Below are 26,698 nucleotides of genomic sequence, written 5' to 3'. Positions count from 1 at the left end.
AAAACATGATTTCAGTAAACGATTTTAAAACAGGATTAACGATTGAGGTTGACAACGGGATCTGGCAAGTTCTTGAGTTCCAACACGTAAAGCCAGGAAAAGGTGCGGCATTTGTTCGTTCTAAACTTCGTAACCTTCGCACAGGTGGTATCCAGGAAAAAACGTTCCGCGGTGGAGAAAAAGTAGCTAAAGCTCATATCGAAAACCGTAAGATGCAATACCTATATGCATCTGGAGATACACACACGTTCATGGATAACGAATCATATGAGCAAATTGAACTTCAAGCTTCACAAATTGAGTACGAGTTGAAATACTTGCTTGAAAACATGACGGTTCACATCATGACGTATCAAGGTGAAACGATTGGTGTTGAACTTCCAAACACAGTTGAGTTAGTAGTGGCAGAGACTGAGCCTGGTATTAAAGGGGACACAGCTTCTGGTGGAACTAAACCAGCAACGCTAGAAACAGGCTTGATCGTACAAGTACCTTTCTTCGTAAACCAAGGGGACAAGCTGATCATCGATACAAGAAATGCGGCTTACGTTTCTCGTGCATAGTCTATAATAATGAACCTCATTCCATTTTTGGAGTGAGGTTTTTTTATGTTGTAATGATGCAGTAAATTTCAAACAGGACGCTAATGGATGCATGTTTGTTTGAAGTATCTGATTCCTGCTGATTGTCGATTCTTGTAGACTCGCGGATATAAGACAAGAACTCGCGGGATTAATGCTGAAACTCGCGGAATTAAGTCCGGTATTTCTTGAATGTTTATAAGGATTTCAGAGATTTATACCCAAAATACCCCATTCCGTATAGTTCCGCATACAGTTTTTAGAACCTTTGCTCACTATTTTGTATAGCTCCCATAAAAAATAACTTATAAACGATCGAAATTGGAAATAAACTTCATATAGCCCTATATTTATAAACAATCTGAACTTTTTTCTACTACAGTGGCTTCCGACTTATCTTTTCAATCAATTGATACCAATGGGCTTCCTACTATATGAGAAGCCCAACCATCAAGATATGCTCTTTTGCAGATGTTTTTATGAACAATCTATCAAAAACCTCTCTATCTTCCCTTCTAACTTCAAATCTACTTTTATTGGCATAAAGCTTAAATGACCACCATACTTTTATAGTACTAGCCTCTTAAAGGAGAAACGGGTCATGGAGACAATCTTTAGACTTTTTCCAGATAAGATTCAGAATACCTTAAGAAATTTGCCACCATCTGTCCTTCAATCTGTAGAAGAGATCAGGATTAGGATTGGACAGCCGATGGAAATTCTTTGTTCGGGCAAACCTAATTACCCGACTGAGGAATCAATCTCGGCTGAAGAATCACAAGTATTACTTAATCGATTGAGTCAACACTCTCTCTACGCCCTTGAAGAGGAACTAAAAAGGGGCTATATCACCATATCAGGCGGACATCGTGTTGGACTAGCTGGAAAAGTGATCACTGAACAGGGCTTCGTAAAAGCCATCAAGGATATAAGTTCGTTTAACGTAAGGATAGCGAGAGAGAAAATTGGCATCGCTGAACCGTTGATCTCTCATCTTTTTCAAAAAAAGTGGCTCAATACCTTGTTGATCGGTCCGCCGCAAACTGGGAAAACCACGTTGTTAAGAGACATTGCGAGGGTCATTAGTTGTGGCGTTCAACAAAGAAACATCCCTTCTTTTAAAGTGGGAATCGTAGATGAGCGGTCTGAAATTGCCGGTGCTATCAAAGGTGTCCCTCAACATACCCTCGGACGACGTGTTGATGTTCTTGATGCATGTCCGAAAGCGGAAGGGATGATGATGCTCATTCGTTCGATGAGTCCTCAAGTGATGATCGTCGATGAAATCGGTCGAAAAGAAGATGGCGAAGCGATATTAGAAGCGATGCATGCGGGTGTTCAAATGATTTTTACCGCACATGGCAGCTCTGTTGAAGATGCAATGAAACGTCCTGTGATGAAACCATTAGGAGATCTTTCATTGTTTGAAAGGTATGTTATCTTGAGCCGCGATAAAGGACCAGGAACGGTTCAAAGAATCTATGATGGAGAATTAAATGAGATCTACAGATCGTCTGGTGGTAGAGCATGATGAGTTGGATCGGTGCGATCGCCATTCTTTCAGCTACTACGATCTTTGGTTTTGAGTGGGCAAAACGAGTAAGAGAGCGTCCTAAAAAGTTGAGAGAACTAAAAGTGACACTACAAGCCTTGGAGGCTGAGATCATGTATGGATCTACTCCGCTTCATGAGGCATTTTTGCATATAGGAAAACCTTTAAAAGAACCGTTGTCTACCTTCTTCCTTACCATATCAGACACATTAGTAGAAGGTGAACTCTCGGTGCAAGAAGCATGGGATATACAGTTGGCTGTTTTGGCTAAAGAGACTTCTTTTAAGATGGGTGAGATTGAAGTGCTTCGCCAATTTGGAGCGACGCTTGGCAGGCATGACAAAGAGCATCAGCAGAAGCAGATTCAATTGACACTTGCTCACCTTAATCGTGAAGAAAAAGAAGCCAGGGACATACAAGAACGTTATGAAAAAATGTGCAAAAGTCTTGGAGTCCTCATGGGACTTTTAATCGTTATTCTCTTACTGTAAATAGGAGGTACCATCGATGGGATTAGATGTAAACGCAGTGTTTCAGATCGCAGGGCTTGGGATAATCGTCGCGATGCTTCATACCGTGTTAAAGATGATCGGCAAAGAGGATTATGCACATTGGGTCACTCTATTAGGTTTTGTTGTTGCTCTTTTCATGGTCATTACTCTTTTAGATGATTTGTTTCAAAAAGTAAAAGGCGTCTTTTTGTTTCAAAATTAAGGAGGGGGCCAGATTGGAAATTATCCAAATTGTTGGTTTTGGACTGGTTGCTGCTTTTTTAGCATTAGTCCTTAAAGAACAAAAAGCCAATTTTGCTTTTTTGGTCACACTCATGGTTGGTGCAGGAATCTTTTTATTCTTGATTGATAAGATCGGACAGATTCTAACGATGCTTCAACGACTTGCTATAAACGCAAACGTAAACATGGTCTATGTTGAAACGTTGTTAAAAATAATCGGTATCGCTTATATTGCAGAGTTTGGAGCACAGATCACACGAGACGCTGGTCAGGGGGCTATTGCTTCTAAGATTGAACTAGGCGGGAAGATTCTGATTCTAGTGATGGCGATACCGATCTTAACAGTTATTATCGAGACCGTGCTGACGCTTATTCCGAAATAAGAAAGCGGGTTGTAAAGATGCAGAAAGTGATGATGCGGACAAGTATTCTTCTATTCATATTCTTTTCCTCCATCCTATTTGGTCCCATAGATTCCGCATCGGCGAGTTCAATCACTTCAAAAATGGTAGATCAACAAGTTTCATCCATGCAGTTAGATGAGATCAAACAATATTGGGATAGCATCTCCAAAGAATATGGCGGTTTTTTGCCAGAAAGCCAAAAAGGGACATTCATTGAATTTGTAAAAGGAGAAAAAGATTTTTCCTTAAAAGGTTACATGTTGGGTCTTTTGAAGTTCATGTTTCATGAACTTGCTGTTCACGGAAAACTACTTGGAACATTAATTCTACTCACCGTATTCAGTATGCTTCTTCAATCCATCCAGAATGCATTTGATCAATCAGCCATTTCAAAAGTGGCGTATGGCATTATCTATATGGTCTTGATCATCTTAGCTTTAAACAGTTTTCACGTTGCCATCTCTTATGCGACAGAAGCGATCGATAATATGTTGAGTTTCATGATCGCACTCATTCCTCTTCTTCTGGCCTTGATGGCAACTGTTGGAAGTATCGCTTCAGTCGCTTTTTTTCATCCTGTTATCTTGTTTTTAGTAAATACAAGCGGTCTATTAATCAAGAATTTTGTACTTCCACTTCTTTTTCTATCAGCACTATTAAGCATCGTTTCTACGATGTCAGAACATCACAAAGTCACTCAGTTAGCCAAGCTGTTGCGTAATATCAGCATGGGAGCTCTCGCCTTTTTCTTTACAGTATTCCTCGGTGTCATGAGCGTACAAGGTGCAACAGCAGCAGTGGCAGATGGTATTACGATCAAGACGGCAAAATTCATAACTGGAAATTTCATTCCGGTTGTCGGCCGTATGTTTACAGATGCGACAGATACTGTTATGAGCGCTTCTATCTTACTAAAAAATTCTGTAGGCATAATAGGGGCTCTATTATTACTTCTACTCGCGATCTTTCCTGCCATCAAAGTTTTAATACTAGCTTTTATCTATAGCATGGCGGCAGCCCTTCTTCAGCCTTTAGGCGGTGGGCCGATTGTCGAATCATTAGGCATCATCGGTAAGAGTGTCATGTTTATCTTTGCGGCCCTTATGACGGTGTCCATCATGTTTTTCTTAGCTATAACGATTATCATTGCAGCCGGCAACGTTACGCTGATGGTTCGATAGGAGGTGAGTTATGGCATTTTTAACGGAATGGATAACCAATATTATTATTCTTGTACTTTTAGCAGGAGTCATCGAGCTGTTGTTACCTGGCAATCAATTTCAAAATTATATCAAGATGGTTGTAGGTTTGCTCATCCTGCTTGCCATGCTCTCACCACTGTTCAAACTAATAAACTCAGATCTCGATCAAGTGTTTCTTGCTATGGATTTACCAGCGGCTGAGAAAGAAGACGAAATAAAAAATTCGATAGAAGAGAATAAAAGTGAAATACAATCCGCTCAACGTGCATATATATTAGAGCAAATGGCTGTCCCAATGAAAAAACAAGTTCAAGAGGAGTTGAAACAGACCTATGAGTTAGAGATTGTTGATCTTCAAATTCAAACGGAAATCGGTAAAGAGCCGTTGGAACCTGAAGATATTAGGGGTGCCAAAGTGGTACTAGCCAAGTTTCACGATCAAGCAAGAATCTCTGAAGTAACAGAAGTAGATGTAAGCGTTTCTGGTCCAGAGAGAAAAGAATCTCTCGAACCACCGGTCTCAAGCGAAGTCATCCAGTTTTTAGCTGATCAATGGCAGCTGGATGCAGACAAAGTTGATATACATTTGGAAGGGGGAGAGGAGTCATCCCAATGAAACGTTCATTTTGGGAACAGATAAAAAAACGGCTGCAGCTGAGTGATAAAGCAGGGAATAAACAAAAGTACTTACTTGTCTTACTCCTATTGGGAATTTCTCTTATGTTTATTAGCAAGATGATAGACTCCCCTGCTCAAAAAAGTTCATTAAACGGGCTAGTGCCAGAAACAAAGGTTAAATCCGAGGCGGTTTTTAAACAAGCGAAAGAAGTCACAGACAAGAATATTAAAACCTATGAAGATCGTTACTCGAACGAACTGAAAGATCTATTAGAGCAAATGCAAGGCGTAGGCAAAGTGTCAGTCTGGGTTGAACTTTCTACAACGGAGAAAAAAGAGTTCGTTACAGATGATAGCACACAGAGTCAAACAACTTCTGAAAATGATAAAAATGGTGGCAAGAGAACGATAGAAGATCAAAAGATAGATGAAAAAGTAGTCATCATCTCTAATGATGGCAGAGAAGAGCCGATCATCGTTACAACAGAAAAACCAAAGATTAAAGGTGTAGCTGTGTTGGCACAAGGTGCAGAGAACATCCAGACAAAGTCTATGATCATAGAGCTCGTAAAAAAAGTTTTTGATATAGGTAGTGACCAGATTTTCGTAGGACCAAAAAATCCTGAGGGGGAATAATCAAATGTTATTGAAAAAACAAACCGTTTGGCTTCTAACTATGCTCAGCTTAATCATTGTGTTGTCGGTGTATTACATCACAGCGCCTGGTGGGACCGATGATCTTGCATACTTGGAGGCAGGAAAGAAGTCAGGTAAGGAAGCGACAGTTTCAGGTGTTGCAAACGATGATGTTTTTACAGCACTACGTCTTGAGCGAGATGAAGTGCGTGATGAGATGAGTGCTGATTATGTAGCGGTTGCTGGATCTGAGGACGCCTCTGCTGAAGTTCAAGCTGATGCTTGGGCGAAGATGACAGAACTTCAGTCACTTACGATGCAAGAATCAACAGTAGAAACATTGATCAAATCGATGGGATTCAATGACGCTTTAGTAAGCACGATGAACAATGAGATCAAAGTAATCGTAAAGGCGGATAAACTATCGAAAAAAGAAGTAGTTGAGATCATGAACGTTGCCAATGAACATCTTGGCAGCAATAAAACAGTTGCCGTTGAATATCATGCATCTAAATAAACGAAGAATTTGAAAGCCGGGATTTCCGGCTTTTTTCTTTTTGCGTTTTCATGATATATTGGATAGAAACTTATAGTGTCATTAATAGTTTGCATTTCTTAGTGAAGGGAAATGATAGAAAGATGTGAAGAGTATTCGTAAACGCTTACAATGTAAGGCGTTATCGTGTACTATTAACTTTAACATGATTCTAATGTATCCACGAAAAGAGAAATGTGGTATATTTACATGTGTTAAGACCTAGTCACAATAGAAGGTGCTAAATAAAAAACCTAAACTGGATAGGATTGTAAAAAGGAGTAGAGAGCATGTTAAAAATACAAGAAATCCGTGAATTGATTAAACTTATTGACAAATCAAGCATCAACGAATTCAAATACGAAAATGACGGTTCTAAGATTGTTCTTAAAAAGGACAGTGGATCAGTAGTTTCATACGGAGCTGAAGAAGTAGTTTCCCAGCCTGTAGTCACTCAAGCACCACCAGTAAAAGAACAAGCTCCAGCAGCTGAAACAGTGAAGGAAAATACCGAAGTTAAACAAGAAACGAAGAATGCAGACGACGACGCTAACTTACATAAAGTAGTTTCACCTATGGTAGGAACGTTCTATGCTGCTTCATCTCCAGATGTGGATGCATTCGTAAAGCCAGGAGATAAAGTTTCAAAAGATAGCATCGTATGTATCATCGAGGCAATGAAATTATTCAATGAGATCGAATCTGAAGTTAATGGTGAGATTGTAAAAGTATTAGTTGAGAACGGACAATTAGTAGAATACGGACAACCTCTGTTCCTTGTGAAAGCAGAATAGGAGGGTATGTCTATGATTAAAAAGCTATTAGTAGCAAACCGTGGTGAGATTGCTGTAAGGATTATTCGAGCATGCAAAGAACTTGGTGTTGAAACAGTAGCCGTTTATTCAGAAGCTGATAAAGATGCCCTGCATGTCCGTCTGGCAGATGAGGCTTATTGTATCGGACCAACTGCTTCAAAAGATAGTTATTTGAACTTCACGAACATAATGAGCGTTGCAACACTAACTGGTTCAGAAGCCATTCATCCTGGATATGGATTTTTGGCAGAGAACGCGGACTTTGCAGAACTTTGCAATGAATGCAATGTAACGTTTGTCGGTCCAAGTGCTGAAGCGATCAACAAAATGGGTATTAAAGATGTTGCAAGAGCAACGATGGCAGATGCCGGAGTTCCAATCGTACCAGGTTCTGAGGGGATTATTAGGGACAAGGAAGAAGCCATTGAACTCAGCAACAAAATTGGGTATCCTGTAATTATTAAAGCAACAGCAGGCGGTGGGGGTAAAGGGATCCGCGTAGCTAAGAACGAAGCGGAACTCTTAAAAGGCATTGCGATTACTCAGCAAGAAGCAGCAACCGCTTTTGGTAACCCAGGTGTGTATATTGAAAAATATATTGAAGATTTCCGACATGTTGAAATACAGGTGCTTGCAGATAACCATGGGAATGTGATCCATTTAGGAGAACGAGACTGCAGTATCCAAAGACGTCTTCAAAAGCTTTTAGAAGAGACGCCATCTCCTGCTATCTCGCCATCTAAACGCCAAGAGATGGGAGAAGCGGCAGTTAAAGCAGCTGAAGCTGTTCAATATTCTGGTGCTGGTACGGTTGAATTTATCTTTGATCATAATACGGGTGACTTCTATTTCATGGAGATGAATACTCGCATCCAAGTAGAACATCCTGTAACTGAGATGGTAACTGGAATCGATCTAATCAAGGAACAGATTAAAGTTGCTTCAGGCGAAAGATTACGTTACAAACAAGAAGATATCGAGTTTGATGGTTGGTCGATCGAATGCAGAATAAATGCTGAGAATCCTGAGAAAAACTTTATGCCATCTGCTGGGAAGATTGAAATGTACCTTCCTCCAGGCGGACTAGGTGTTCGAGTAGATTCCGCTGTTTATCCTGGCTATACGATTCCTCCATTTTATGATTCTATGATTGCTAAAGTTATTACTTATGGAAATACTAGGCAAGAAGCGATCGACCGTATGAAGCGTGCATTGAGTGAGTTTGTGATCGAAGGAATTCATACGACCATTCCGTTCCACCTGCGTCTGTTAAACCATGAGACTTTTGTGAATGGTGACTTTAATACAAAGTTTTTAGAAAATCATGATTTAACTTCAAAAAGCGAATAAGTACGGAGGTGTTTAATTGATGAACGAACTATCATTTGAAATGGAAAGTTACTCATCAGAATTAGGAAAAGTGGAGATCTCACCTGAAGTTATCGAAGTCATTGCAAGTATTGCGGCTTCTGACGTAGACGGTGTGGCTTCCATGAGAGGCAGCTTTGCAAGTGGTGTAGTTGAGCGACTTGGAAAGAAAACGCACGGCAAAGGCGTTAAAGTTGAACTCTCAGAAGCAGGTATTTCTATTGATGTTTACGTATCTATGAAATATGGAGTTGCGATTCCAGATGTAGCTCAAAAAATTCAAGATTATATCAGACAAGCTCTTCTAGACATGACAGCACTAGAAGCAACGGATATCAACGTATTCGTTGTAGGTGTTCAATTTGATTCAAAAGAAAAACAGAATGAAGCACCAGAAGTAGATTATTAAAAAGATCAAAGGGTGAGGTTCTACTTGCCCTTTGGTCTTTTTTCTTGTTGTTAAAAACGATGTTCGTTGAAATTATCTTGAGGCGGGGTATAAGTTGCGTAATAGTAGTCGAGTGATGTCGACTCGCCGCTATATGGGGAAATCTCGCCGAATTATTGTTCAAACTCGCCGCATTAAGCCCGGAATTGCTAGAATTATCTCTTCAAATTACTGAATAAACAGCTTAGATACCCCACTTGGTATTGAGTGGGAATCTTTTTATCTTTTTCTTTTTTGACTGTTGATTGGAGTGGAGGATGTGAGACTCTAGGCTAGGACAGGCGGGAAGGTGAGACACTTATACGGAAACGTACAAATGTGGCTCACCGTCTGCCCCGCGGAAAGCGAGCATCTGGAAAGGAAATCAACTCCCTTCAAAGCAACAATGAATTATAATACATCAGTATTTAGTTTTTTAACTATTTGACCCTTAATAGATTGAAAAAAACTGAATGTTCGGAAGGGTTAGTAAGTCCATTGTTCGGATTGTAACGAGTCCTCACAATATGGTATTATGCTAGATAGAAATTGTTCGCAAATAGAAAGGAAGTCGGATTATGAAACGCAGACTTGCCAGAGAAAAGGCATTTCAATCGCTTTTTCAAATTGAAGTAAGTGACATCTCAGCTAGTGAAGCTATGGAGCATGTTTTAGAAGGAGAGCCATCAGACGAATTTTTAACAAGTATGGTTCATGGTACGGTTGAAAAGAAAGAAGAAATCGAGCGTTTTCTAACGCCTTATTTAGAGAAATGGAGCTTTTCTAGACTAGCGAACGTTGAACGTGTCGTTCTTCAGATGGCTGCTTACGAATGGTTGTTCATGAAAGAGGTTCCAAAGAACGTTACTTTGAACGAAGCGATTGAAACAGCAAAAATCTTCGGCGGTGAAGAAGCAGGACGTTTCGTAAATGGAGTCCTAGGAAAAATAGTCAAAGATATTAACAATAATTAATTGAATAAAAAAACCAACTACTTTTGAGGGGGACTTTAGAATGGCTGTTTTAGACGGAAAACAAATTGCGAGAGAGATCAGAGAAAAACTTGCAACAGAGATCCAAGACCTTAAACAAGAAGGAATTGTTCCAGGTTTAGCTGTTATTCTAGTAGGCGATCACCCAGCGTCTCGTTCATATGTATTAGCAAAAGAAAGAACGTGTAAAGAGCTCGGTATGCATTCTGTACTGACTGAGCTTCCTGAAACTATTTCTGAGAATGAATTGTTGCAATACATTCAAGCGTTCAACAATGACGAACAAATCGATGGGATACTCGTACAACTTCCCCTTCCTTCACATATTAGTGAATCAAAAGTAATTGAAACCATTCTGCCTGAAAAAGATGTAGACGGTTTTCATCCGATTAATATCGGACGCATGCATGCAGGAGATGAGCAAGCTTTCATACCTTGCACTCCGCTTGGAATTTTAGAGATGGTTAAACAAACCGGTGAAGATATTTCAGGAAAACATGTTGTCGTTGTAGGCAGAAGCAACCTTGTAGGAAAGCCAGCAGGCCAACTTTTCTTGCAAGAAAATGCGACGGTCACGTTTTGCCACTCAAGAACAAAGAACCTACGTGAACAAACATTGCAAGCTGATATTTTAATTGCGGCGGTAGGAAAACCGAACCTTATTACAGAAGATATGGTAAAAGCAGGTGCCGTTGTTATTGATGTAGGGGTTAATCGCAAGGAAGATGGAAAGCTTTGTGGGGATGTAGACTATGAGGCTATTAAACCGAAAGCAAAACATATCACTCCTGTTCCAGGTGGAGTTGGCCCTATGACGATCACGATGTTGATGAACAATACGGTTCTTGCTTCAAAATGGAGAAAGCAGTTAAAGGAAGTACATTAATGCAAAATAACAATCGGTATGTTCCAATATCGGCTGTAACCCGGTATATTAAGAGGCTATTTGAAAATGATGGTAACTTACAAGACGTTTGGGTAAAAGGTGAACTATCCAATGTGAAGCTTCATAGTAGAGGACATCTGTATTTTACGCTGAAAGATGCAAACAGCAGAGTTTCTGCTGTTATGTTTGCAGGAAACAACAGACATCTCAACTTCAAACCTGAAGAAGGAATGAGTGTTTTGATTCAAGGTTCATTCTCTGTTTACGAACCTCAAGGACAATACCAACTTTATGTTAGAACGATGCAGCAAGACGGTGTTGGTAACTTGTTTCTAGCATACGAAAATTTAAAGAGTACGTTAGATCAACAAGGGCTTTTTGATCCGATACATAAAAAGCCGCTGCCTAAATTTCCTTCAACGATTGGTGTGATCACTTCACCTACAGGAGCTGCTGTAAGGGATATCGTGACTACCATAAAGCGGAGGTTTCCGCTAGCTGCTGTCACTGTATATCCAGTCCTCGTTCAAGGACCAGGAGCTGCTCTCTCCATCGTTCGGGCGATCGAACGAGCGAATGCTTTGAATGAATCAGATGTACTCATCGTTGGACGAGGTGGAGGATCGATAGAAGAACTGTGGGCGTTTAATGAAGAAAGTGTCGCAAGAGCAATCTTTCAATCAAATCTGCCCATCATTTCTGCTGTAGGACATGAAACGGACTTTACGATTTCAGATTTTGTTGCGGATCTTCGAGCTCCAACACCAACAGCTGCTGCTGAAATGGCAGTGCCCCATCTAGATGAACTAAAAGATCGATTATTCCAAAGAAATGTGCGTCTAAAACGAGTGATGAATGAGTTCGTATCAGGTCATCAACAGCATTTATCACGACTGCAAAAATCGTATGCCTTTAAATACCCAACTCAATTGATCAAACAAAAAGAACAAGAACTGGATAGGTGTATGGATCAATTAAAACGTACGGTTGGAAGTTTTGTTGATCAACATCAGAATCAACTCTCGCAAGTCAAACGTCAATTATTGCTGTTTTCACCAAGAGGTCAGCTTCAAAAGGCAAACGAAAGAGTCGTTTCTCTGCATAAAACATTGTTAAAAGAAACAAATCGTCACGTAAGGCAACACCAGAGGGATTTTTCGAACAAGATTTCTAGGCTCTCTTCCCTTAATCCTCTAGCTGTAATGGATCGCGGTTACAGCTTGACGTATAAGCAAGGTAAAGACGAATTGGTCAAGTCTGTGTCGCAGGTTAAGGTTGGAGATGCATTAACGATAAAGTTAAAAGATGGACAAGTTGATTGTCACATCACTGGAACGGAGGCGTCTTTTACGAATGACTGAAAAAACAAGCAAACTTACATTTGAAGAAGCGATGATACAACTTGAAGAAATCGTTGAAAAGCTTGAACAGGGAGATGTTCCTTTAGAAGAAAGTATCGATCTGTATCAACAAGGAATGAAACTATCCAAGTTGTGTCATACGAAACTACAGAACGTTGAGAAGAAGATGGATACGATACTGCATGAAGACGGAAAAGAAGAACCATTCGCGATTCAGGAGGAAGATCATTGATAGCGTTTGAACAATATCTTCGAGATAAAAAAACATTGGTTGAAGAAAAGATGGTTGCTTATTTAGAAAACTTGGATGCTCCAGAGACATTAAAAAAGTCGATGCTATATTCCATTTCTGCAGGTGGGAAACGGATACGACCGATCTTAGCACTCGCGGTCTTGGAAGCATTTGAAAAGAATACAGAAGAAGTAGTAGACGTGGTTTGTTCAATTGAATTTGTTCATACGTATTCTTTAATTCATGATGATCTTCCTTCTATGGATAATGATGATTATAGAAGAGGGAAACTCACGAACCATAAAGTTTTTGGCGAAGCTCAAGCGATATTAGCAGGTGATGCTCTATTAACAGAGAGCTTCAGCTTAATCGCAAACAACTCCTATTTAACATCGGACCAAAAGGTTCAAATGATTTCTGTTTTATCTAAAGCTGCAGGTTCAACAGGAATGGTTGGTGGTCAAGTCGAAGACATAGAGGGAGAGAACAGAGACCTCTCGTTAACGGAATTAGAAAGCATTCATGAAAAAAAGACGGGCAAGATGCTCGAATGTTCGGTGATCATCGGAGGTATAGCAGCGGAAGCTTCTGATGAAGATCTTATGCATTTGACGAAATATGCACGGCATATTGGGATTGCCTTTCAGATTCAAGATGACATACTTGATGTAACTGGCAAACAGGAAGAAATAGGTAAACCTGTTGGAAGTGATGAAGCGAATTTGAAAACTACTTATCCTAAGATTCTAGGTCTTGAAGGAGCAAAGAAAGAAATGGAAAGCCATATACATATTTCTTTGGAACATTTAAACAAGATCAAAGGGAATACAGGCATATTAGCGTCCATTGCTGACTACATTATTAAAAGAAACCACTAAGAGATTGTTGCATAATTGGAATTATGATATGATATTATTTGCTTTGGAGTGGTGCAGTATTCTAGTCAGCCCCCCATTCCTGAAGGCGGGCCTAAAAATCCGCCAAAGGGCACATCGATGAAGTTCCTTGTATTGGCTTGAGGCGCCCAGCCTTGGGTCATCGCTGGGAGTTAAGGTTGAAGGGCGATCCACAATGGCATGTGGGCGAGGACCCTTCTTCCGCGGAGGCCCCCATATTTGCGGTTTGTGTTCAAAAGACCTTACTGCGAAATGGGGTTTGAACCTGCTTAGCTTTTTTTCTTGTTCACAGGAAAAGAAGGCGAGCAGCGTAGCCTGCCTTGAGTGGAGCTTGAGGGGATTATGGTGTGAAAAGCCTGTATCGGTTGGCCGCTGATTTTTGAGCTTTATACCATATGAAATCTTCTCTGCAAAAGAGGCTAGGGAATGTGCGCGAGGCTGTTGAGGAAAACTCCTAGACTGTTCTGCCCTGACACCTTTTAGGGATTATAGTGCGGACTAAGTGGTAATCTAGTCTAACGTTTGGCGACAGCGTTAAGAAGAGAGTAAAGGGAAACCGCGAACATGGCGACATTTCGTACTCTTCTGGGAAAACCTACTGGACCTAAGCCGCAGTCTTTACTTAATAAGGTGACCACTCCTTATTACATAAAGTGACCAAAAAGTGAGGAGTTATGCATGAAGCATTCCTTTACTAAAACACTCAAATGGAGTACAAGCATTGCCGTTATCACTCTTGTGTTAGCGGCTATTTTTACAGTTGTATCCTCTTTTTTGTTAAATGGCGTTTCGTGGGCGATAGGGATGGGAATCGTCTTTCTGATCGTATTAACGGGCGTTCTGTTTGACATTGTAGGAGTAGCATCAACTGCTGCGAAAGAAGTTCCGTTTCATGCGATGGCTTCTGAGAAGGTTCCTGGCGCAAGACATGCTATAATCATTACAAGGAACGCAGATCGTGTAGCGAATTTTTGTAACGATGTGATTGGTGACATTTCTGGAATCGTTAGCGGAACGGCATCGGCTGCAGTAGTAGTAGAACTTACACTTTCTATGGGGAATAGATCTGGATCAAACTCTGAGTATTTGATCTCAATCGTCTTCACAAGTGTAGTCGCTGCACTTACTGTTGGAGGTAAAGCGTTAGGAAAATCATATGCGATCAACCACTCAACCTTTATTATTTTTCAGGTTGGGCGTTTATTATATTTTTTAGAGGAAAAATTAAGAATTAAATTGCTATCGCCTGCTAAAAGAGAGAAGAAAAGGCGTTAATGGAAAGAGAGGCATATTCCATGAACCTGGAAGAAATTCAAGATCCTCAGTTTTTAAAAACGTATGAAACTGAACAATTAAATAAACTAGCTGCCGAAATTCGTTCTTTTCTAATTGAAAAGCTTTCAGTTAGAGGGGGTCATCTCGGACCTAACCTCGGTGTTGTGGAACTAACGCTTGCTATGCATAAAGTCTTTGACAGTCCTAAAGACAAGTTTATTTGGGATGTTGGTCATCAAGCTTATGTCCACAAGATCCTTACCGGGAGAGCATCTCAGTTCGATACACTTCGTCAGTACAAAGGTCTGTGTGGTTTTCCAAAGCGTATTGAAAGCGAACATGATGTTTGGGAAACGGGACACAGCTCTACATCACTTTCTGCTGCGATGGGTATGGCGATCGCTAGAGACCTGAAAAAAACCGATGATAAAGTTGTTGCTGTCATTGGTGATGGTGCTCTAACAGGCGGGATGGCATTAGAAGCGCTCAACCATATCGGACATGAAAAGAAAGACTTAATCGTTGTGCTTAACGACAACGAAATGTCGATCGCTCCAAACGTGGGGGCTCTTCATAACGTTTTGGGACGCATGAGAACAGCTAGAAAATACAATAAAGCAAAAGATGAGCTAGAATCATTGATCCGTAAGATACCTGCTTTTGGCGGTAAATTGGCTGCTACAGCTGAACGTGTTAAAGACAGCTTAAAGTATTTGTTAGTATCAGGAATGTTTTTTGAGGAGTTAGGCTACACCTATTTAGGGCCAGTCGATGGACATGATGTAGACGACTTAATCGAGAATCTAACATATGCAAAAAAGACAAAAGGTCCGGTAATCATCCACGTTCTTACGAAAAAAGGTAAAGGCTATGAACCGGCTGAGAGTGATAAGAAAGATAGCTGGCACGGTGTAGGTCCTTATAAGATTGAATCAGGTCAGCAGATCAAACCACAGCAAATTGGACCATCTTATAGCGGTGTTGTCAGTAAGACCCTTGAGACGCTCTCACATAAAGATGATCGTATTGCAGTGATAACACCAGCTATGACGATCGGCTCGAAGTTAACTGATTATGGAAAAGCGTTTCCGGATCGTTTGTTTGACGTTGGTATTGCAGAACAACATGCTACAACGATGGCAGCTGGACTTGCAACTCAGAATATGAAACCGGTCCTCTCAATCTATTCTACGTTCTTGCAGCGAGGTTACGATCAAGTGGTCCATGATGTAGCCAGACAGAACTTGAATGTTGTTTTTACAATAGACAGATCAGGCCTCGTTGGTGCTGATGGAGAAACACACCAAGGTGTATTTGATATAGCCTTCTTGCGTCATATTCCAAATATGGTGTTGATGATGGGGAAAGACGAGAACGAACTTCAGCACATGGTATACTCTGCTCTAAAATATGAAGATGGTCCGATTGCGATCAGATTCCCTAGAGGTAACGGTTCCGGAGTTCCGATGGATGAAGAGTTTGAGAATATCCCGATTGGTTCATGGGAAGTGCTGAAAGATGGAGACGATGTTGCGATTCTAACGTTTGGAACGACGATTCCAATGGCACTTGAAGCTTGGGAGATCCTGGCGAAATCAGGTGTGTCAGCGCGTGTGATCAACGCTCGTTTTATCAAACCGCTTGACTCAAAAATGCTAAAAGAACTTTATGCGGAAAATATGCCTATTCTGACGCTGGAAGAAGCTGTCCTTCAAGGTGGATTCGGAAGTGCGGTATTAGAGCATGCGGCTGATCATCAAGCCAATGTAATCATTGACCGGATGGGAATTCCAGATTGCTTTATCGAGCATGGAAGTGTAACAAAATTATTAGAAGAGATTGGAATTACAACTCCTGATCTTGTTGAGCGTGTGAAAGCACTTGTTAAACGAAAGGCAGAAAAGGGTCTTCTTACATGAAAAAAGAACGGGTAGATGTACTGCTTGTCAATCGAGGACTTTGTGAAACGCGAGAAAAAGCCAAACGATCGGTCATGGCTGGACTCGTGTACTCAGGAACGAACCGAATGGATAAGCCCGGTGAAAAGATAGAACTAGATGCGCCTCTTCAGGTTAAAGGAGATGTTATTCCTTATGTGGGAAGAGGCGGACTGAAGCTTGAAAAGGCACTTAAAATCTTTGATTTTGATGTCAAAGAAAAGATTGGAATAGATATTGGAGCTTCAACAGGTGGATTTACGGATTGTGCGCTTCAAAACGGTGCTTCCTATATTTATGCGATCGATGTTGGCTACAATCAACTCGCTTGGAAGCTGAGAAATGATTCTAGGGTAGCGGTGATGGAAAGAACGAACTTTAGATATGTAACACCTGATCAGCTACAACAGGGGATACCCCATTTTGCAACGATCGATGTTTCATTCATTTCTCTACGAATCATTCTTCCTGTACTGACTCAGCTCATGCCAACTGGTGATGTGATCGCTTTGATCAAGCCTCAGTTTGAAGCAGGACGTGAAGAAGTCGGTAAGAAAGGAATCGTTAGAGATCCAAAGGTTCATAAACGCGTGATCGAAGAGATAACAGATTTTGCCCGCAAAACAGGGATTAATCCGGTTTCGTTGTCCTTCTCACCTATAACAGGCGGGGATGGAAATATTGAGTTTTTAATGCATGGAAAAGTGAATAATGAGGACTGCTTGACGATAACTTCAGAGGATATTGAAGATGTGGTTAAGTCTGCTCATGAAACATTAAAGAAAGAGCGAGAATAAATTTTCTCGCTCTTTTCATCATTTCACTCATGAAAAATTTACATCCTATGCACAATAGTATAAGATAAAGGCAGAATGTGACAGTGTAAATTGAGGTGGAATCACGAGTGAATAAAGGACAACGACATATTAAAATACGTGAAATGATCAGCAATCATGATATTGAAACACAAGACGACTTGGTAGAACTACTCAAGAAAGCCAACTTTAATGTAACGCAGGCAACGGTTTCCCGTGATATTAAAGAACTTCATCTTGTAAAAGTACCGATGAACGATGGTCGTTATAAATACAGTCTTCCAGCTGACCAAAGGTTCAACCCACTGCAAAAATTAAAAAGAACGCTGACTGACAGCTTTATTAGTATTGATTATGCAGATCATCTAATTATCATGAAAACACTGCCAGGTAATGCAAATGCAATTGGAGCGTTAATTGATAAGCTTGATTGGGAAGATTTAATGGGAACGATCTGTGGCGATGATACAATCTTGATTATTTGTCGTTCTAAAGAGGTTAGTGCAGATGTTTCGCAGCGATTTTTAGATATGCTGTAATTTTTAAAATAAGGTGTGATGTAATTGCTGGCAGAATTAAGTATTCGTAATTTTGCTATTATTGATTCTTTGAGTGTTTCTTTTAGTAAAGGATTAACCGTACTTACAGGTGAAACAGGAGCAGGGAAGTCCATCATCATCGATGCGATCGGTCTTCTGATCGGTGGGCGTGGCTCTACAGAATTTGTACGCTATGGTACTCAAAAAGCAGAGATCGAAGGCTTGTTTCATATTCATCCGGGTCATCGTGTTTATAATAAATGTGAAGAATTTGGAATTGCGATTTCGGATGAAGATGAGATGGTCGTGCTAAAAAGAGATATTACGGAGAACGGGAAAAGCATTTGCAGAGTAAACGGGAAGCTTGTTACATTGTCTGTTCTAAAAGAGATCGGACAGGCATTAGTAGATATTCATGGGCAGCATGAAACGCAATATTTAATGCAGCCTGACAAGCATCTTTTTTTACTCGATAGCTTTGGTGATAAGGATTTTAAACAAGAGTTGATGTCGTACGAATCAACATTCAAAGACTATAAAGAAATTAATAAACAGCTGTCTGAGCTCTCTAGAAATGAACAAGAGATCGCACAGAGAATTGATCTGCTCGAATATCAATATCAAGAAATAGCAGGTAGCAATCTTATTCCTGATGAAGATGTTAAGCTTGAGGAAGAAAAACGAATGCTTTCGAATTTTGAAAGAATTCACGGCTCTCTTCAGGATGCTTATCATAATCTTTATGGGGAAGGAAAGGCACTTGAACTCGTTTCTAGTGCACTTGCTGATTTTTCACAAGTTGCAGCACTTGATGAGTCATTAAAAGCTGATGAAGAACAATTTGGAAACAGCTTTTATGTGCTTGAAGAGCTTACATATAAGATTCGGGACATGTTTGATTCCTTAGAATACAACCCGGAAAGGCTTAACAGCATAGAATCACGTCTTGATGAACTGAGTAAGCTTAAACGCAAATATGGTTCTTCAGTAAAAGAAATGATCGATTATAGTGAAAAGATCAAAAAAGAGTTAGAACTCATTCAAAATAAGGATAATCATATTGAAGAACTCAAGAAAAAGCAGGAAAAGCTTATAGGTAAACTTGAGGTATCAGGTAAGAAGCTGACTAAGCGAAGAACGGAGACCGCTAAAGTCTTAAAAAACAGCATTCAGCAACAGCTAAAAGAACTTTATATGGAAAAAACAAAGTTTGAAGTTGTGATGAAGCGAATTGAAGATGATCAATTTTTGAAGACTGGATTGGATTCTGTAGAATTTTACATCTCTCCGAATCCTGGGGAACCGCTTAAACCACTCTCAAAAGTAGCATCAGGTGGCGAACTCTCAAGGATTATCTTAGCGTTGAAAACCATTTTCTCTGAAAATCAAGGGATCACCGCGATCATCTTTGATGAAGTGGATACTGGGGTTTCTGGACGAGTTGCTCAAGCGATAGCGGAAAAGATCTATAAAGTTTCTGTCGGTTCACAAGTACTTTGTATTTCTCACCTGCCACAAGTTGCAGCGATGTCTGACACCCATCTTCATATCTCTAAGGACACACTTCAAGGAAGAACGGTTACAAAGGTCCTAACATTAAAAACAGATGAAAAAGTAAATGAGATAGGCAGAATGATCTCTGGTGTTGAGATTACTGATCTTACTAGGCAACATGCTCAAGAATTATTAGAGCTAGCAGCGTCCATCAAAAAGACATCATAAAACTTTATTCATGAAAAAGCTATCCATTTAAGGAATAGCTTTTTCTTTTTTCTAGGTTATAAACTCATGGTCCGTAGGCTAAATTAAAGGTACAGCCATGGTGAGGGTGTGAGCTAGGAGCGAGGAGAGTGTATGATGTATAAGGATTTACTTCGGCGAATGATCGGCGTTATTCTCCTTGGAAGTTTAGTGGGAATCGGTTTTTTGTCTCCTGTGCGTGAGTATGTAGCACTGCCGGAATCGATTACCTTTTTTGAAGGACAGCATGTCTTACAAGCCCTTCCTGTTGGTACAAACATAAAACAGGAAGAAGCGAATATTTATACGACTGCAATGGAAAGCGAACATAAAGTTTCGATACAAGCCAAAACAAACGGTGATAGCATGGCAACTCTCGAAGCAGCAAGTTTTCCCATAAAAAAGATGAATGTAAAAGTATTATCTGACCTTAAAGTTGTACCAGGTGGACAATCTATAGGAGTGAAGCTAAATACTCTAGGGGTACTGATTGTCGGACATCACCTTGTAAATACAACAGCTGGAAAACAATCTCCGGGTGAAATTGCCGATATTCAAGTAGGAGATATTATTACCAAAATCAACGGAAAAAATATTAAAAAAATGGGAGATGTAAGCCCATTTGTTAAACAATCTGGGGAAACTAGAAACCCTTTAGATGTAACCATTATTCGAGATGGTAAAACGTTTCATAAAACACTTACTCCTCTGCAGGACAAGAATGATCAGTCATATCGCATTGGACTATATATTCGTGACTCAGCAGCTGGGGTAGGAACACTTACGTTTTTTGATCCAGCATCATTTAAATATGGAGCACTTGGTCATGTTATTTCAGATATGGATACGAAAAAGCCAATCAAGGTAAACAATGGAGAAATCCTTGGATCTACTGTGACATCCATAGAAAAAGGTTCTAACGGCCATCCAGGAGAAAAGCTTGCGCGTTTTTCCAATGACCAAAGAGTTTTAGGGGACATTTCAAAAAACAGCCCATTTGGGATTTTTGGAAAGTTAAACGACAGTTTATCGAATGGAGACTGGAATAAACCATTGCCAATCGCTCTATCTCATCAGGTAAAAGAAGGTCCGGCAAAAATTCTGACTGTAGTCAACGGATCTAAGGTTCGAGAATTCGATGTTGATGTCGTAAGCTCTGTGCCGCAAAAGTTTCCCGCTACAAAAGGAATGGTCATTAAAATTACAGATCCCGAGCTTTTAAAAATTACCGGTGGGATCGTTCAAGGGATGAGTGGCAGTCCAATCATTCAGAACGGCAGGATTATTGGAGCGGTTACACACGTTTTTGTAAATGACCCAACATCAGGTTACGGTGTTCATATTGAGTGGATGCTTGATGAAGCAGGAGTAGACATCTATAAAGATGCAAAACAAGCGAGTTAAGATTTTTAAAACCGGTTGAAATTTACCGGTTTTTTTATTTTGATAATTTACTTTTAGATAATTTAGACAATCTCATGAAAATTTTGTATAATGAGGGATATAAAGAAAATTCGACAAAATGAATTCCAAAAATATAATAACTGTCGAAATTCAAAGGAAATTGAAGAAAATAGCTCTATCTGCTACAAAAACAAAATAATTTTAAAAAATTTAAAACAAAATAAAGGGATTTAAGATTTATTGTTGAAATGTTACATTGGGAAAAACAAGAAATTGTTGGATGGGGAGGAAATAATGGTGCAAAAAATTAAAGTTTGTCTAGCTGATGATAACCGTGAACTGATTAGTCTTTTGAGGGAGTATCTTTCAAGTCAAGATGATATGGAGGTAATCGGGGTAGCTTACAACGGTCAGGAATGTTTGTCCGTTTTAGAGAATAAAGATCCTGATGTGTTAGTTCTTGATATTATCATGCCTCATTTAGATGGATTAGCGGTGCTTGAGAAGATCAGGTCTAGCGATGATCTACCACAGCCGAATGTTATCATGTTAACGGCGTTTGGTCAGGAAGATGTAACGAAAAAAGCCGTAGACTTAGGTGCATCATACTTTATTCTAAAGCCATTCGATATGGACAATCTGGCGAGTCAGATCCGTCAGATCTGTGGAGCAGAAAAATCAACTGTTCAACGTGCGTCCGGAAACAATCGAAATAACTTCCAATCTACAATTAACAATAAACCACGCAATCTGGATGCGAGCATCACAAGTATCATTCATGAGATCGGGGTTCCCGCTCATATTAAAGGATACATGTACTTAAGAGAAGCGATCTCTATGGTTTACAATGATATTGAACTATTAGGATCGATCACGAAGGTTCTTTATCCAGATATCGCAAAAAAATTCAATACAACTTCTAGCCGTGTTGAACGTGCTATACGTCATGCGATTGAAGTAGCATGGAGCCGTGGAAACATCGATAGCATTTCATCATTGTTTGGCTATACAGTATCCATGTCAAAAGCAAAACCTACGAATTCAGAGTTCATCGCGATGGTCGCGGACAAGCTTCGAATCGAACATAAAGTTATGGCATAAATACTTACCACAAAAAATAACCATCTCTCTACACCGAGATGGTTATTTTTTTCTGTATTTTAACTGCACTTTATTTCTTTTGCGGTCTCTATAAAAGATGAATCCGCCAACAAAAGTTAAACCTGCTAAGAAACTTAAAAGTCCTGCGATGAACTGCAACCATAAGTATGGAAACGGAAACTGTAAAACACCGAATAACGTGTCCCTCATCCACTTTATACCCATTACGGCCATGATTCCAGGTATTAAAACAATCACCAATGCTGCATATCTGCTCATGAAGAATCCCACTCCTCTACTCGTCTTATTGTACATAAAGTTAAAATTAATGTCGATGTAAAATTAGTTTGCAAACCCTTTCATGGTAAGCTATGATAAAGTTGTGAAAAATATTGCATGTTATAATAAAAGGGTGGGCTAATTGTTGCAAAGGATCGTATTGTTGGCAGCGCAAGAAGAGATGGATTTGGTTCATGAGATCAATCAATCGAAACTTTTTGAACTTGCAGCTATCTTACAAGAACCTCTTCAATCGTTGCCGATCAGATTGAATAACACTCCGGTTTTTACATATTCGTCGGCACCGGATGAAGTAGTAGATGTTATTGTTTATACAGATACTCTTAAAGAAACAGCAGATTGGATTTGCGAAAATAAGTATCCATCGTCTGGAAGGCTGAATACTACTCAGTTTAGATTTTTGTTAACCCTATCAAATCAAACGGAAAACAAAAAAGACATCAGCCATTTGCAACAACTCAAAACAATTTTAGACAATACACACGACGGCATGATTGTGATCGATCAAGATTTAACGATCACGATATTTAACAAGAGTGCCGAGAAAATGACGGGTTTATCAAAAGAGCAAGTTTTAGGTAGATCTATTTTAGAAGTAATGCCTAATAGTCAGCTCCCAAGAGTTATGGATTCAGGCATAGAAGAAGTAAATCAAGAACAAATCTTAGCGAATGGTACAAAAATTTATACAACCCGAACACCTATTCTGAGTCAAGAAGGTCGAAAGTTGGGTGCTTTTGCAGTCTTTAAAGACATTACGGAAATCGTGGATCTGGCAGAAGAAGTAACGAATCTAAAAAGCATCCAAACGATGTTAAGATCTATCATCCAATCTTCTGAAGAAGCGATATCTGTAGTTGATGAAGAAGGAAAAGGGATAATGATTAATCCTGCTTATACGAAGCTCACAGGATACACAGCCGAGCAAGTGATCGGAAAGCCGGCTACAACGGATATCTCTGAAGGTGAGAGTATTCACATGCAAGTACTAAAAACAAGAAAACCTGTAAGAGGTGCTCGGTTACGAGTTGGGCCGAACCGCAAAGATGTGATCGTTAACGTTGCACCTGTTATCGTGGATGGCTTGTTAAAAGGCAGTGTAGGTGTCATTCACGATGTATCTGAAATAAAAGGACTTACTGAAGAACTGAACCGGGCAAGACAGATTATTCGGACTCTTGAAGCGAAATATTCGTTTGAAGACATTATCGGTTCTTCAGAAGAAATGAGTTTTGCGATCGATCAAGCAAAGCTCGCTGCTTCTACTCCTGCGACCGTTCTGCTTCGTGGTGAATCTGGAACAGGAAAAGAACTTTTTGCTCACGCGATTCATAATGCAAGCAGCAGGAAGTTTAACAAGTTTATACGTGTTAACTGTGCAGCGCTGTCTGAATCGTTATTAGAGAGCGAACTGTTTGGCTATGAAGAAGGAGCTTTTTCTGGTGCGTTAAGAGGTGGGAAAAGAGGGCTTTTTGAAGAGTCGAACGGCGGAAGCATCTTTTTAGATGAGGTGGGAGAGCTGTCCCAGAACACACAAGCTAAACTATTGCGTGTTCTACAAGAGAATGAAATCAGACGTGTTGGTGGGACAAAAGCCATACCGATAAACGTTCGTGTTATCGCCGCAACGAATGTAAATCTTGAAAAAATGATCGCAGATGGTACGTTTAGACAGGATTTGTACTACAGGCTCAACAGGATGCCAATCTATATTCCGCCACTAAGAGCAAGGAACAACGATATTTTGCTTTTAGCGTACCACCTGCTGCAGAAGTTAAATCAAGACTATGGAAGAAACATTGATTTTATTAGTAAGGATGCAGAAGAGTTTTTATTAGCCTATCATTGGCCGGGAAATGTTAGAGAGCTTGAAAACGTATTAGGCAGAGCGATCATCCATATGAGTCATACGGATTCACAGATCAACCGAAGTCATATTTCTCTGTTATCTTTAGAGCCACCAAAAAAAGCGGACGTTCATCTGCAACATATGACCGAAACGAAAGATGATGAGAAGACTTTGGCTGAACAAATTGATGCGTTTGAAAAGCGGATTTTAACAGAAGCTATAGAGAGATTTCGTGGCAACAAGACAAAGACAGCTAAATCACTAGGTATCTCACTTCGGAATTTTTATTATAAATTAGAAAAATACAACCTTGATGAAAAACTGCGCAAATAATTTCATGCAAAATATTGCAATGAACTTGCAAATAATTGCATGTATATGTCAAGGTATCAACTTTTTCGTACATTTTAAAGTTGGCACGAAAATTGCATTGTTAATATAGCGGTTAACAAGGGGGGATAGCATGCGTTTGCAAAACTTGGTGAGCCAAGCCAAAAATCAACAAGAGAAACCAGTCATCGCAGTGGCAGAAGCTGGGGATCAGGAGGTTTTGGAAAGCATACTGAAATCATATAAAGAGGGGATCGCCCATTTTATCCTGTTTGGAAACGGTAACAAAATTTCTGACTGGTTAGAAAGAAATGCAGATGTTCCATTAGATGGAATTAAAATTGTTCCTACCGATACTGCTTCGGCTGCATCAAAGGCGGTAAGAGCTGTTCATGATGGAGACGCTGATATTTTAATGAAAGGGCTCATCTCAACGTCTGCTCTTTTAAAAGCAGTTCTAAATAAAGAATTCGGACTCCGAACCGGTAAAGTGCTGTCACATGTTGCTGCGTTCGAAGTCGAAGGGTTTGAAAAATTGATCTTTATTACGGATGCTGCCATGAACATAGAGCCTGATCTTAATCAAAAAGTTCAGATTCTACAAAATGCTATTGATTTCGCGGTACGTACGGGTGTAGATGTTCCAAAAGTTGCTGTACTTGCTGCTGTAGAGAATGTCAATCCTGCTATGCAAGCAACATTGGATGCAGCCAGTCTAACGGTTATGAACCTTAGAGATCAGATTCAAGGTGGGATTGTAGAAGGTCCTTTGGCTTTAGATAACGCAATATCGAAGGAAGCTGCAGCTCACAAAGGAATTACAGGAAATGTTGCAGGAAATGCTGATATTCTTCTTGTTCCTAATATTGAAACAGGAAATGTATTGTATAAATCTCTGATCTACTTTGCTCGAGCAAAAGTTGGAGCAGTCATATGCGGAGCTAAAGCGCCAATCGTTTTAACATCCAGAGCAGATTCAGCAGAAAGTAAATATTATTCTATCGCTTTAGCGGTAAATTCAGTCATCACTGACCATTAAAACTTAGGAGGAAAACACAATGGAAATCTTTAAATATATGGAAACTTATGATTATGAGCAAATGGTGATCTGCCAAGATAAACAATCTGGTCTAAAAGCAATTATCTGTATTCATGATACGACATTGGGTCCTGCACTTGGTGGAACAAGAATGTGGACGTATGAAACAGAAGATGCAGCGATTGAAGATGCACTAAGACTTGCTAAAGGAATGACTTATAAGAACGCAGCTGCAGGATTGAATCTTGGTGGCGGTAAAACAGTAATTATCGGTGATCCAAAGAAAGACAAGAACGAAGAAATGTTCCGTGCGTTCGGTCGTTATATTCAAGGACTTAACGGGCGCTATATTACAGCAGAAGATGTGGGTACAACGGTTGAAGACATGGACCTGATCTACCAAGAAACACAGTTCGTTACGGGTGTATCACCTGCTTTCGGTTCTAGTGGTAATCCATCTCCAGTAACAGCTTACGGTGTATACCGTGGTATGAAAGCGGCAGCAATGGAAGCGTTCGGTACAGATTCTTTAGAAGGAAAAGTAATTGCTGTCCAAGGTGTTGGACATGTTGCTTATACACTATGTAAACACCTTCACGAAGAGGGCGCGTCATTGATCGTTACAGATATTAATAAAGAAGCTGTTCAACGTGCGGTTACAGACTTTGGAGCAAAAGCTGTTGAGATCGATGAGATCTACAGTGTAGATTGTGATATCTTTGCTCCATGTGCACTAGGAGCGATTATTAACGACGATACGATTCCACAGATCAAAGCTAAAGTTATTGCAGGAGCTGCTAATAACCAACTGAAAGAAACGCGTCACGGTGATGCGATTCATGAGATGGGAATCGTTTATGCACCAGACTATGTAATCAACGCTGGCGGCGTTATCAACGTAGCTGATGAGCTTAACGGCTACAACCGTGATCGTGCTATGAAAAAAGTAGAAACAATCTATGACAACATCGCGAGTGTAATCGAAATCTCAAAACGTGATAACATCCCGACATATCTCGCAGCAGATCGCCTTGCAGAAGAGCGTATCGAACGCATGAGAATGTCTAGAAGTCAGTTCCTATTAAACGAAAGACATATCTTGTCTAACCGATCTCGTTAAGAGTTCGTAT

General features: G+C 40.0%; 27 protein-coding genes and 1 pseudogene. 27 read left to right on the top strand and 1 reads right to left on the bottom strand.

All coding sequences use genetic code 11. The annotated features are described in order from the left end of the window. Positions 1–5 precede the first annotated feature (5 nt). The 24 genes from efp (at position 6) to spo0A (ending at position 22,050) form a co-directional block, all read left to right on the top strand. Entirely contained in the window at positions 6–563 is a 558-nt protein-coding gene (efp, locus tag ABE65_RS13860) for an elongation factor P (RefSeq protein ID WP_066396040.1), read from the top strand. Between the two features lie 619 nt (positions 564–1,182). Continuing rightward, the gene (gene spoIIIAA, locus ABE65_RS13855; protein ID WP_066396038.1) at positions 1,183–2,112 is read left to right on the top strand and encodes a stage III sporulation protein AA; all 930 of its coding nucleotides are present in this window, start codon (positions 1,183–1,185) and stop codon (positions 2,110–2,112) included. After that, entirely contained in the window at positions 2,109–2,624 is a 516-nt protein-coding gene (gene spoIIIAB / locus ABE65_RS13850) for a stage III sporulation protein SpoIIIAB (RefSeq protein ID WP_066396036.1), read from the top strand. Before spoIIIAA ends, spoIIIAB begins: the two co-directional genes overlap by 4 nt. 16 nt (positions 2,625–2,640) lie before the next feature. After that, complete coding sequence (spoIIIAC, locus tag ABE65_RS13845) at positions 2,641–2,847, top strand: stage III sporulation protein AC (RefSeq protein ID WP_066290831.1); 207 nt, start codon at positions 2,641–2,643, stop codon at positions 2,845–2,847. Between the two features lie 13 nt (positions 2,848–2,860). Further along, entirely contained in the window at positions 2,861–3,250 is a 390-nt protein-coding gene (gene spoIIIAD, locus ABE65_RS13840; RefSeq protein WP_066396033.1) for a stage III sporulation protein AD, read from the top strand. A gap of 17 nt (positions 3,251–3,267) precedes the next feature. Beyond that, on the top strand, positions 3,268–4,452 hold the full coding sequence (gene spoIIIAE / locus ABE65_RS13835; protein WP_066396031.1) for a stage III sporulation protein AE: 1,185 nt from the start codon (positions 3,268–3,270) through the stop codon (positions 4,450–4,452). Between the two features lie 10 nt (positions 4,453–4,462). After that, positions 4,463–5,089: a stage III sporulation protein AF gene (gene spoIIIAF / locus ABE65_RS13830; RefSeq protein ID WP_066396028.1), complete on the top strand. Its 627-nt coding sequence runs from the start codon at positions 4,463–4,465 to the stop codon at positions 5,087–5,089. Continuing rightward, positions 5,086–5,727 (top strand): stage III sporulation protein AG, encoded by a 642-nt coding sequence (spoIIIAG, locus tag ABE65_RS13825; RefSeq protein WP_066396026.1) that lies wholly within the window; start codon positions 5,086–5,088, stop codon positions 5,725–5,727. Before spoIIIAF ends, spoIIIAG begins: the two co-directional genes overlap by 4 nt. 4 nt (positions 5,728–5,731) lie before the next feature. Beyond that, a complete protein-coding gene (locus ABE65_RS13820) occupies positions 5,732–6,244 on the top strand; it encodes a SpoIIIAH-like family protein (RefSeq protein WP_066396025.1) in 513 nt (170 codons plus the stop codon). 308 nt (positions 6,245–6,552) lie between these two features. Further along, a complete protein-coding gene (accB, locus tag ABE65_RS13815) occupies positions 6,553–7,056 on the top strand; it encodes an acetyl-CoA carboxylase biotin carboxyl carrier protein (RefSeq protein WP_066396024.1) in 504 nt (167 codons plus the stop codon). A 12-nt stretch (positions 7,057–7,068) separates the two neighbouring features. Further along, a complete protein-coding gene (gene accC, locus ABE65_RS13810) occupies positions 7,069–8,427 on the top strand; it encodes an acetyl-CoA carboxylase biotin carboxylase subunit (RefSeq protein WP_066396022.1) in 1,359 nt (452 codons plus the stop codon). A gap of 19 nt (positions 8,428–8,446) precedes the next feature. Then, positions 8,447–8,854 carry an Asp23/Gls24 family envelope stress response protein gene (locus ABE65_RS13805; protein ID WP_066396020.1) on the top strand — a complete coding sequence of 136 codons (408 nt, stop codon included), beginning with the start codon at positions 8,447–8,449 and terminating at the stop codon, positions 8,852–8,854. Between the two features lie 596 nt (positions 8,855–9,450). Continuing rightward, on the top strand, positions 9,451–9,846 hold the full coding sequence (nusB, locus tag ABE65_RS13800; RefSeq protein WP_066396017.1) for a transcription antitermination factor NusB: 396 nt from the start codon (positions 9,451–9,453) through the stop codon (positions 9,844–9,846). A 40-nt stretch (positions 9,847–9,886) separates the two neighbouring features. Further along, the gene (folD, locus tag ABE65_RS13795; RefSeq protein ID WP_066396016.1) at positions 9,887–10,750 is read left to right on the top strand and encodes a bifunctional methylenetetrahydrofolate dehydrogenase/methenyltetrahydrofolate cyclohydrolase FolD; all 864 of its coding nucleotides are present in this window, start codon (positions 9,887–9,889) and stop codon (positions 10,748–10,750) included. Beyond that, entirely contained in the window at positions 10,750–12,111 is a 1,362-nt protein-coding gene (xseA, locus tag ABE65_RS13790; RefSeq protein ID WP_066396015.1) for an exodeoxyribonuclease VII large subunit, read from the top strand. The genes folD and xseA overlap by 1 nt, the downstream gene beginning before the upstream one ends. Next, a complete protein-coding gene (locus tag ABE65_RS13785) occupies positions 12,104–12,343 on the top strand; it encodes an exodeoxyribonuclease VII small subunit (protein WP_066396014.1) in 240 nt (79 codons plus the stop codon). The genes xseA and ABE65_RS13785 overlap by 8 nt, the downstream gene beginning before the upstream one ends. Then, positions 12,340–13,221 carry a polyprenyl synthetase family protein gene (locus ABE65_RS13780; protein WP_231887807.1) on the top strand — a complete coding sequence of 294 codons (882 nt, stop codon included), beginning with the start codon at positions 12,340–12,342 and terminating at the stop codon, positions 13,219–13,221. The genes ABE65_RS13785 and ABE65_RS13780 overlap by 4 nt, the downstream gene beginning before the upstream one ends. Positions 13,222–13,917: 696 nt before the next feature. Then, complete coding sequence (locus ABE65_RS13775) at positions 13,918–14,514, top strand: hypothetical protein (protein WP_066396012.1); 597 nt, start codon at positions 13,918–13,920, stop codon at positions 14,512–14,514. A 20-nt stretch (positions 14,515–14,534) separates the two neighbouring features. After that, entirely contained in the window at positions 14,535–16,433 is a 1,899-nt protein-coding gene (dxs, locus tag ABE65_RS13770) for a 1-deoxy-D-xylulose-5-phosphate synthase (protein WP_066400186.1), read from the top strand. Next, positions 16,430–17,248, top strand: a complete 819-nt coding sequence (locus tag ABE65_RS13765; RefSeq protein WP_066396009.1) for a TlyA family RNA methyltransferase — start codon at positions 16,430–16,432, stop codon at positions 17,246–17,248. The genes dxs and ABE65_RS13765 overlap by 4 nt, the downstream gene beginning before the upstream one ends. Before the next feature lie 107 nt (positions 17,249–17,355). Continuing rightward, positions 17,356–17,805 (top strand): transcriptional regulator AhrC/ArgR, encoded by a 450-nt coding sequence (ahrC, locus tag ABE65_RS13760; RefSeq protein ID WP_066396006.1) that lies wholly within the window; start codon positions 17,356–17,358, stop codon positions 17,803–17,805. A 24-nt stretch (positions 17,806–17,829) separates the two neighbouring features. Then, positions 17,830–19,527 carry a DNA repair protein RecN gene (gene recN, locus ABE65_RS13755; RefSeq protein ID WP_066396004.1) on the top strand — a complete coding sequence of 566 codons (1,698 nt, stop codon included), beginning with the start codon at positions 17,830–17,832 and terminating at the stop codon, positions 19,525–19,527. A gap of 135 nt (positions 19,528–19,662) precedes the next feature. Then, the gene (gene spoIVB / locus ABE65_RS13750; RefSeq protein WP_066396002.1) at positions 19,663–20,949 is read left to right on the top strand and encodes a SpoIVB peptidase; all 1,287 of its coding nucleotides are present in this window, start codon (positions 19,663–19,665) and stop codon (positions 20,947–20,949) included. 297 nt (positions 20,950–21,246) lie between these two features. Then, positions 21,247–22,050 (top strand): sporulation transcription factor Spo0A, encoded by an 804-nt coding sequence (spo0A, locus tag ABE65_RS13745; RefSeq protein WP_066400184.1) that lies wholly within the window; start codon positions 21,247–21,249, stop codon positions 22,048–22,050. A 42-nt stretch (positions 22,051–22,092) separates the two neighbouring features. Here the strand turns inward: spo0A and ABE65_RS13740 are convergent, their stop codons facing one another. Then, positions 22,093–22,329, bottom strand: coding sequence for a DUF2627 domain-containing protein (locus ABE65_RS13740; RefSeq protein ID WP_066395999.1), 237 nt, complete (start codon positions 22,327–22,329; stop codon positions 22,093–22,095). 487 nt (positions 22,330–22,816) lie between these two features. Here ABE65_RS13740 and ABE65_RS13735 point away from each other — a divergent pair. The 3 genes and pseudogenes from ABE65_RS13735 to bcd form a co-directional block, all read left to right on the top strand. After that, positions 22,817–24,532 (top strand): annotated as a pseudogene (locus tag ABE65_RS13735) (sigma 54-interacting transcriptional regulator); the annotation flags it as partial. A 130-nt stretch (positions 24,533–24,662) separates the two neighbouring features. Continuing rightward, a complete protein-coding gene (yqiS, locus tag ABE65_RS13730) occupies positions 24,663–25,568 on the top strand; it encodes a phosphate butyryltransferase (protein ID WP_066395996.1) in 906 nt (301 codons plus the stop codon). Positions 25,569–25,587: 19 nt separating this feature from the next. Continuing rightward, positions 25,588–26,688 (top strand): branched-chain amino acid dehydrogenase, encoded by a 1,101-nt coding sequence (gene bcd, locus ABE65_RS13725; protein ID WP_066395994.1) that lies wholly within the window; start codon positions 25,588–25,590, stop codon positions 26,686–26,688. Positions 26,689–26,698: the final 10 nt, after the last annotated feature.

The organism is Fictibacillus phosphorivorans, assembly GCF_001629705.1.
GTDB classification, from domain to species: domain Bacteria; phylum Bacillota; class Bacilli; order Bacillales; family Fictibacillaceae; genus Fictibacillus; species Fictibacillus phosphorivorans_A.
This window is presented reverse-complemented; position numbering and strand designations above follow the sequence as displayed.

Excerpts from the sequence above, each read along its gene's own strand:
- ABE65_RS13765 (WP_066396009.1), top strand. The coding sequence starts at position 16,430 with ATGAAAAAAGAACGGGTAGATGTACTGCTTGTCAATCGAGGACTTTGT.
- dxs (WP_066400186.1), top strand. The coding sequence starts at position 14,535 with ATGAACCTGGAAGAAATTCAAGATCCTCAGTTTTTAAAAACGTATGAA.
- accB (WP_066396024.1), top strand. The coding sequence starts at position 6,553 with ATGTTAAAAATACAAGAAATCCGTGAATTGATTAAACTTATTGACAAA.
- efp (WP_066396040.1), top strand. The coding sequence starts at position 6 with ATGATTTCAGTAAACGATTTTAAAACAGGATTAACGATTGAGGTTGAC.
- spoIIIAB (WP_066396036.1), top strand. The coding sequence starts at position 2,109 with ATGATGAGTTGGATCGGTGCGATCGCCATTCTTTCAGCTACTACGATC.
- folD (WP_066396016.1), top strand. The coding sequence starts at position 9,887 with ATGGCTGTTTTAGACGGAAAACAAATTGCGAGAGAGATCAGAGAAAAA.
- ABE65_RS13820 (WP_066396025.1), top strand. The coding sequence starts at position 5,732 with ATGTTATTGAAAAAACAAACCGTTTGGCTTCTAACTATGCTCAGCTTA.
- nusB (WP_066396017.1), top strand. The coding sequence starts at position 9,451 with ATGAAACGCAGACTTGCCAGAGAAAAGGCATTTCAATCGCTTTTTCAA.
- spoIVB (WP_066396002.1), top strand. The coding sequence starts at position 19,663 with ATGTATAAGGATTTACTTCGGCGAATGATCGGCGTTATTCTCCTTGGA.
- spoIIIAE (WP_066396031.1), top strand. The coding sequence starts at position 3,268 with ATGCAGAAAGTGATGATGCGGACAAGTATTCTTCTATTCATATTCTTT.
- ABE65_RS13785 (WP_066396014.1), top strand. The coding sequence starts at position 12,104 with ATGACTGAAAAAACAAGCAAACTTACATTTGAAGAAGCGATGATACAA.
- spoIIIAC (WP_066290831.1), top strand. The coding sequence starts at position 2,641 with ATGGGATTAGATGTAAACGCAGTGTTTCAGATCGCAGGGCTTGGGATA.
- bcd (WP_066395994.1), top strand. The coding sequence starts at position 25,588 with ATGGAAATCTTTAAATATATGGAAACTTATGATTATGAGCAAATGGTG.
- ABE65_RS13805 (WP_066396020.1), top strand. The coding sequence starts at position 8,447 with ATGAACGAACTATCATTTGAAATGGAAAGTTACTCATCAGAATTAGGA.
- xseA (WP_066396015.1), top strand. The coding sequence starts at position 10,750 with ATGCAAAATAACAATCGGTATGTTCCAATATCGGCTGTAACCCGGTAT.
- ABE65_RS13740 (WP_066395999.1), bottom strand. The coding sequence starts at position 22,329 with ATGAGCAGATATGCAGCATTGGTGATTGTTTTAATACCTGGAATCATG.
- spoIIIAA (WP_066396038.1), top strand. The coding sequence starts at position 1,183 with ATGGAGACAATCTTTAGACTTTTTCCAGATAAGATTCAGAATACCTTA.
- yqiS (WP_066395996.1), top strand. The coding sequence starts at position 24,663 with ATGCGTTTGCAAAACTTGGTGAGCCAAGCCAAAAATCAACAAGAGAAA.
- accC (WP_066396022.1), top strand. The coding sequence starts at position 7,069 with ATGATTAAAAAGCTATTAGTAGCAAACCGTGGTGAGATTGCTGTAAGG.
- spoIIIAG (WP_066396026.1), top strand. The coding sequence starts at position 5,086 with ATGAAACGTTCATTTTGGGAACAGATAAAAAAACGGCTGCAGCTGAGT.
- spoIIIAF (WP_066396028.1), top strand. The coding sequence starts at position 4,463 with ATGGCATTTTTAACGGAATGGATAACCAATATTATTATTCTTGTACTT.
- ABE65_RS13775 (WP_066396012.1), top strand. The coding sequence starts at position 13,918 with ATGAAGCATTCCTTTACTAAAACACTCAAATGGAGTACAAGCATTGCC.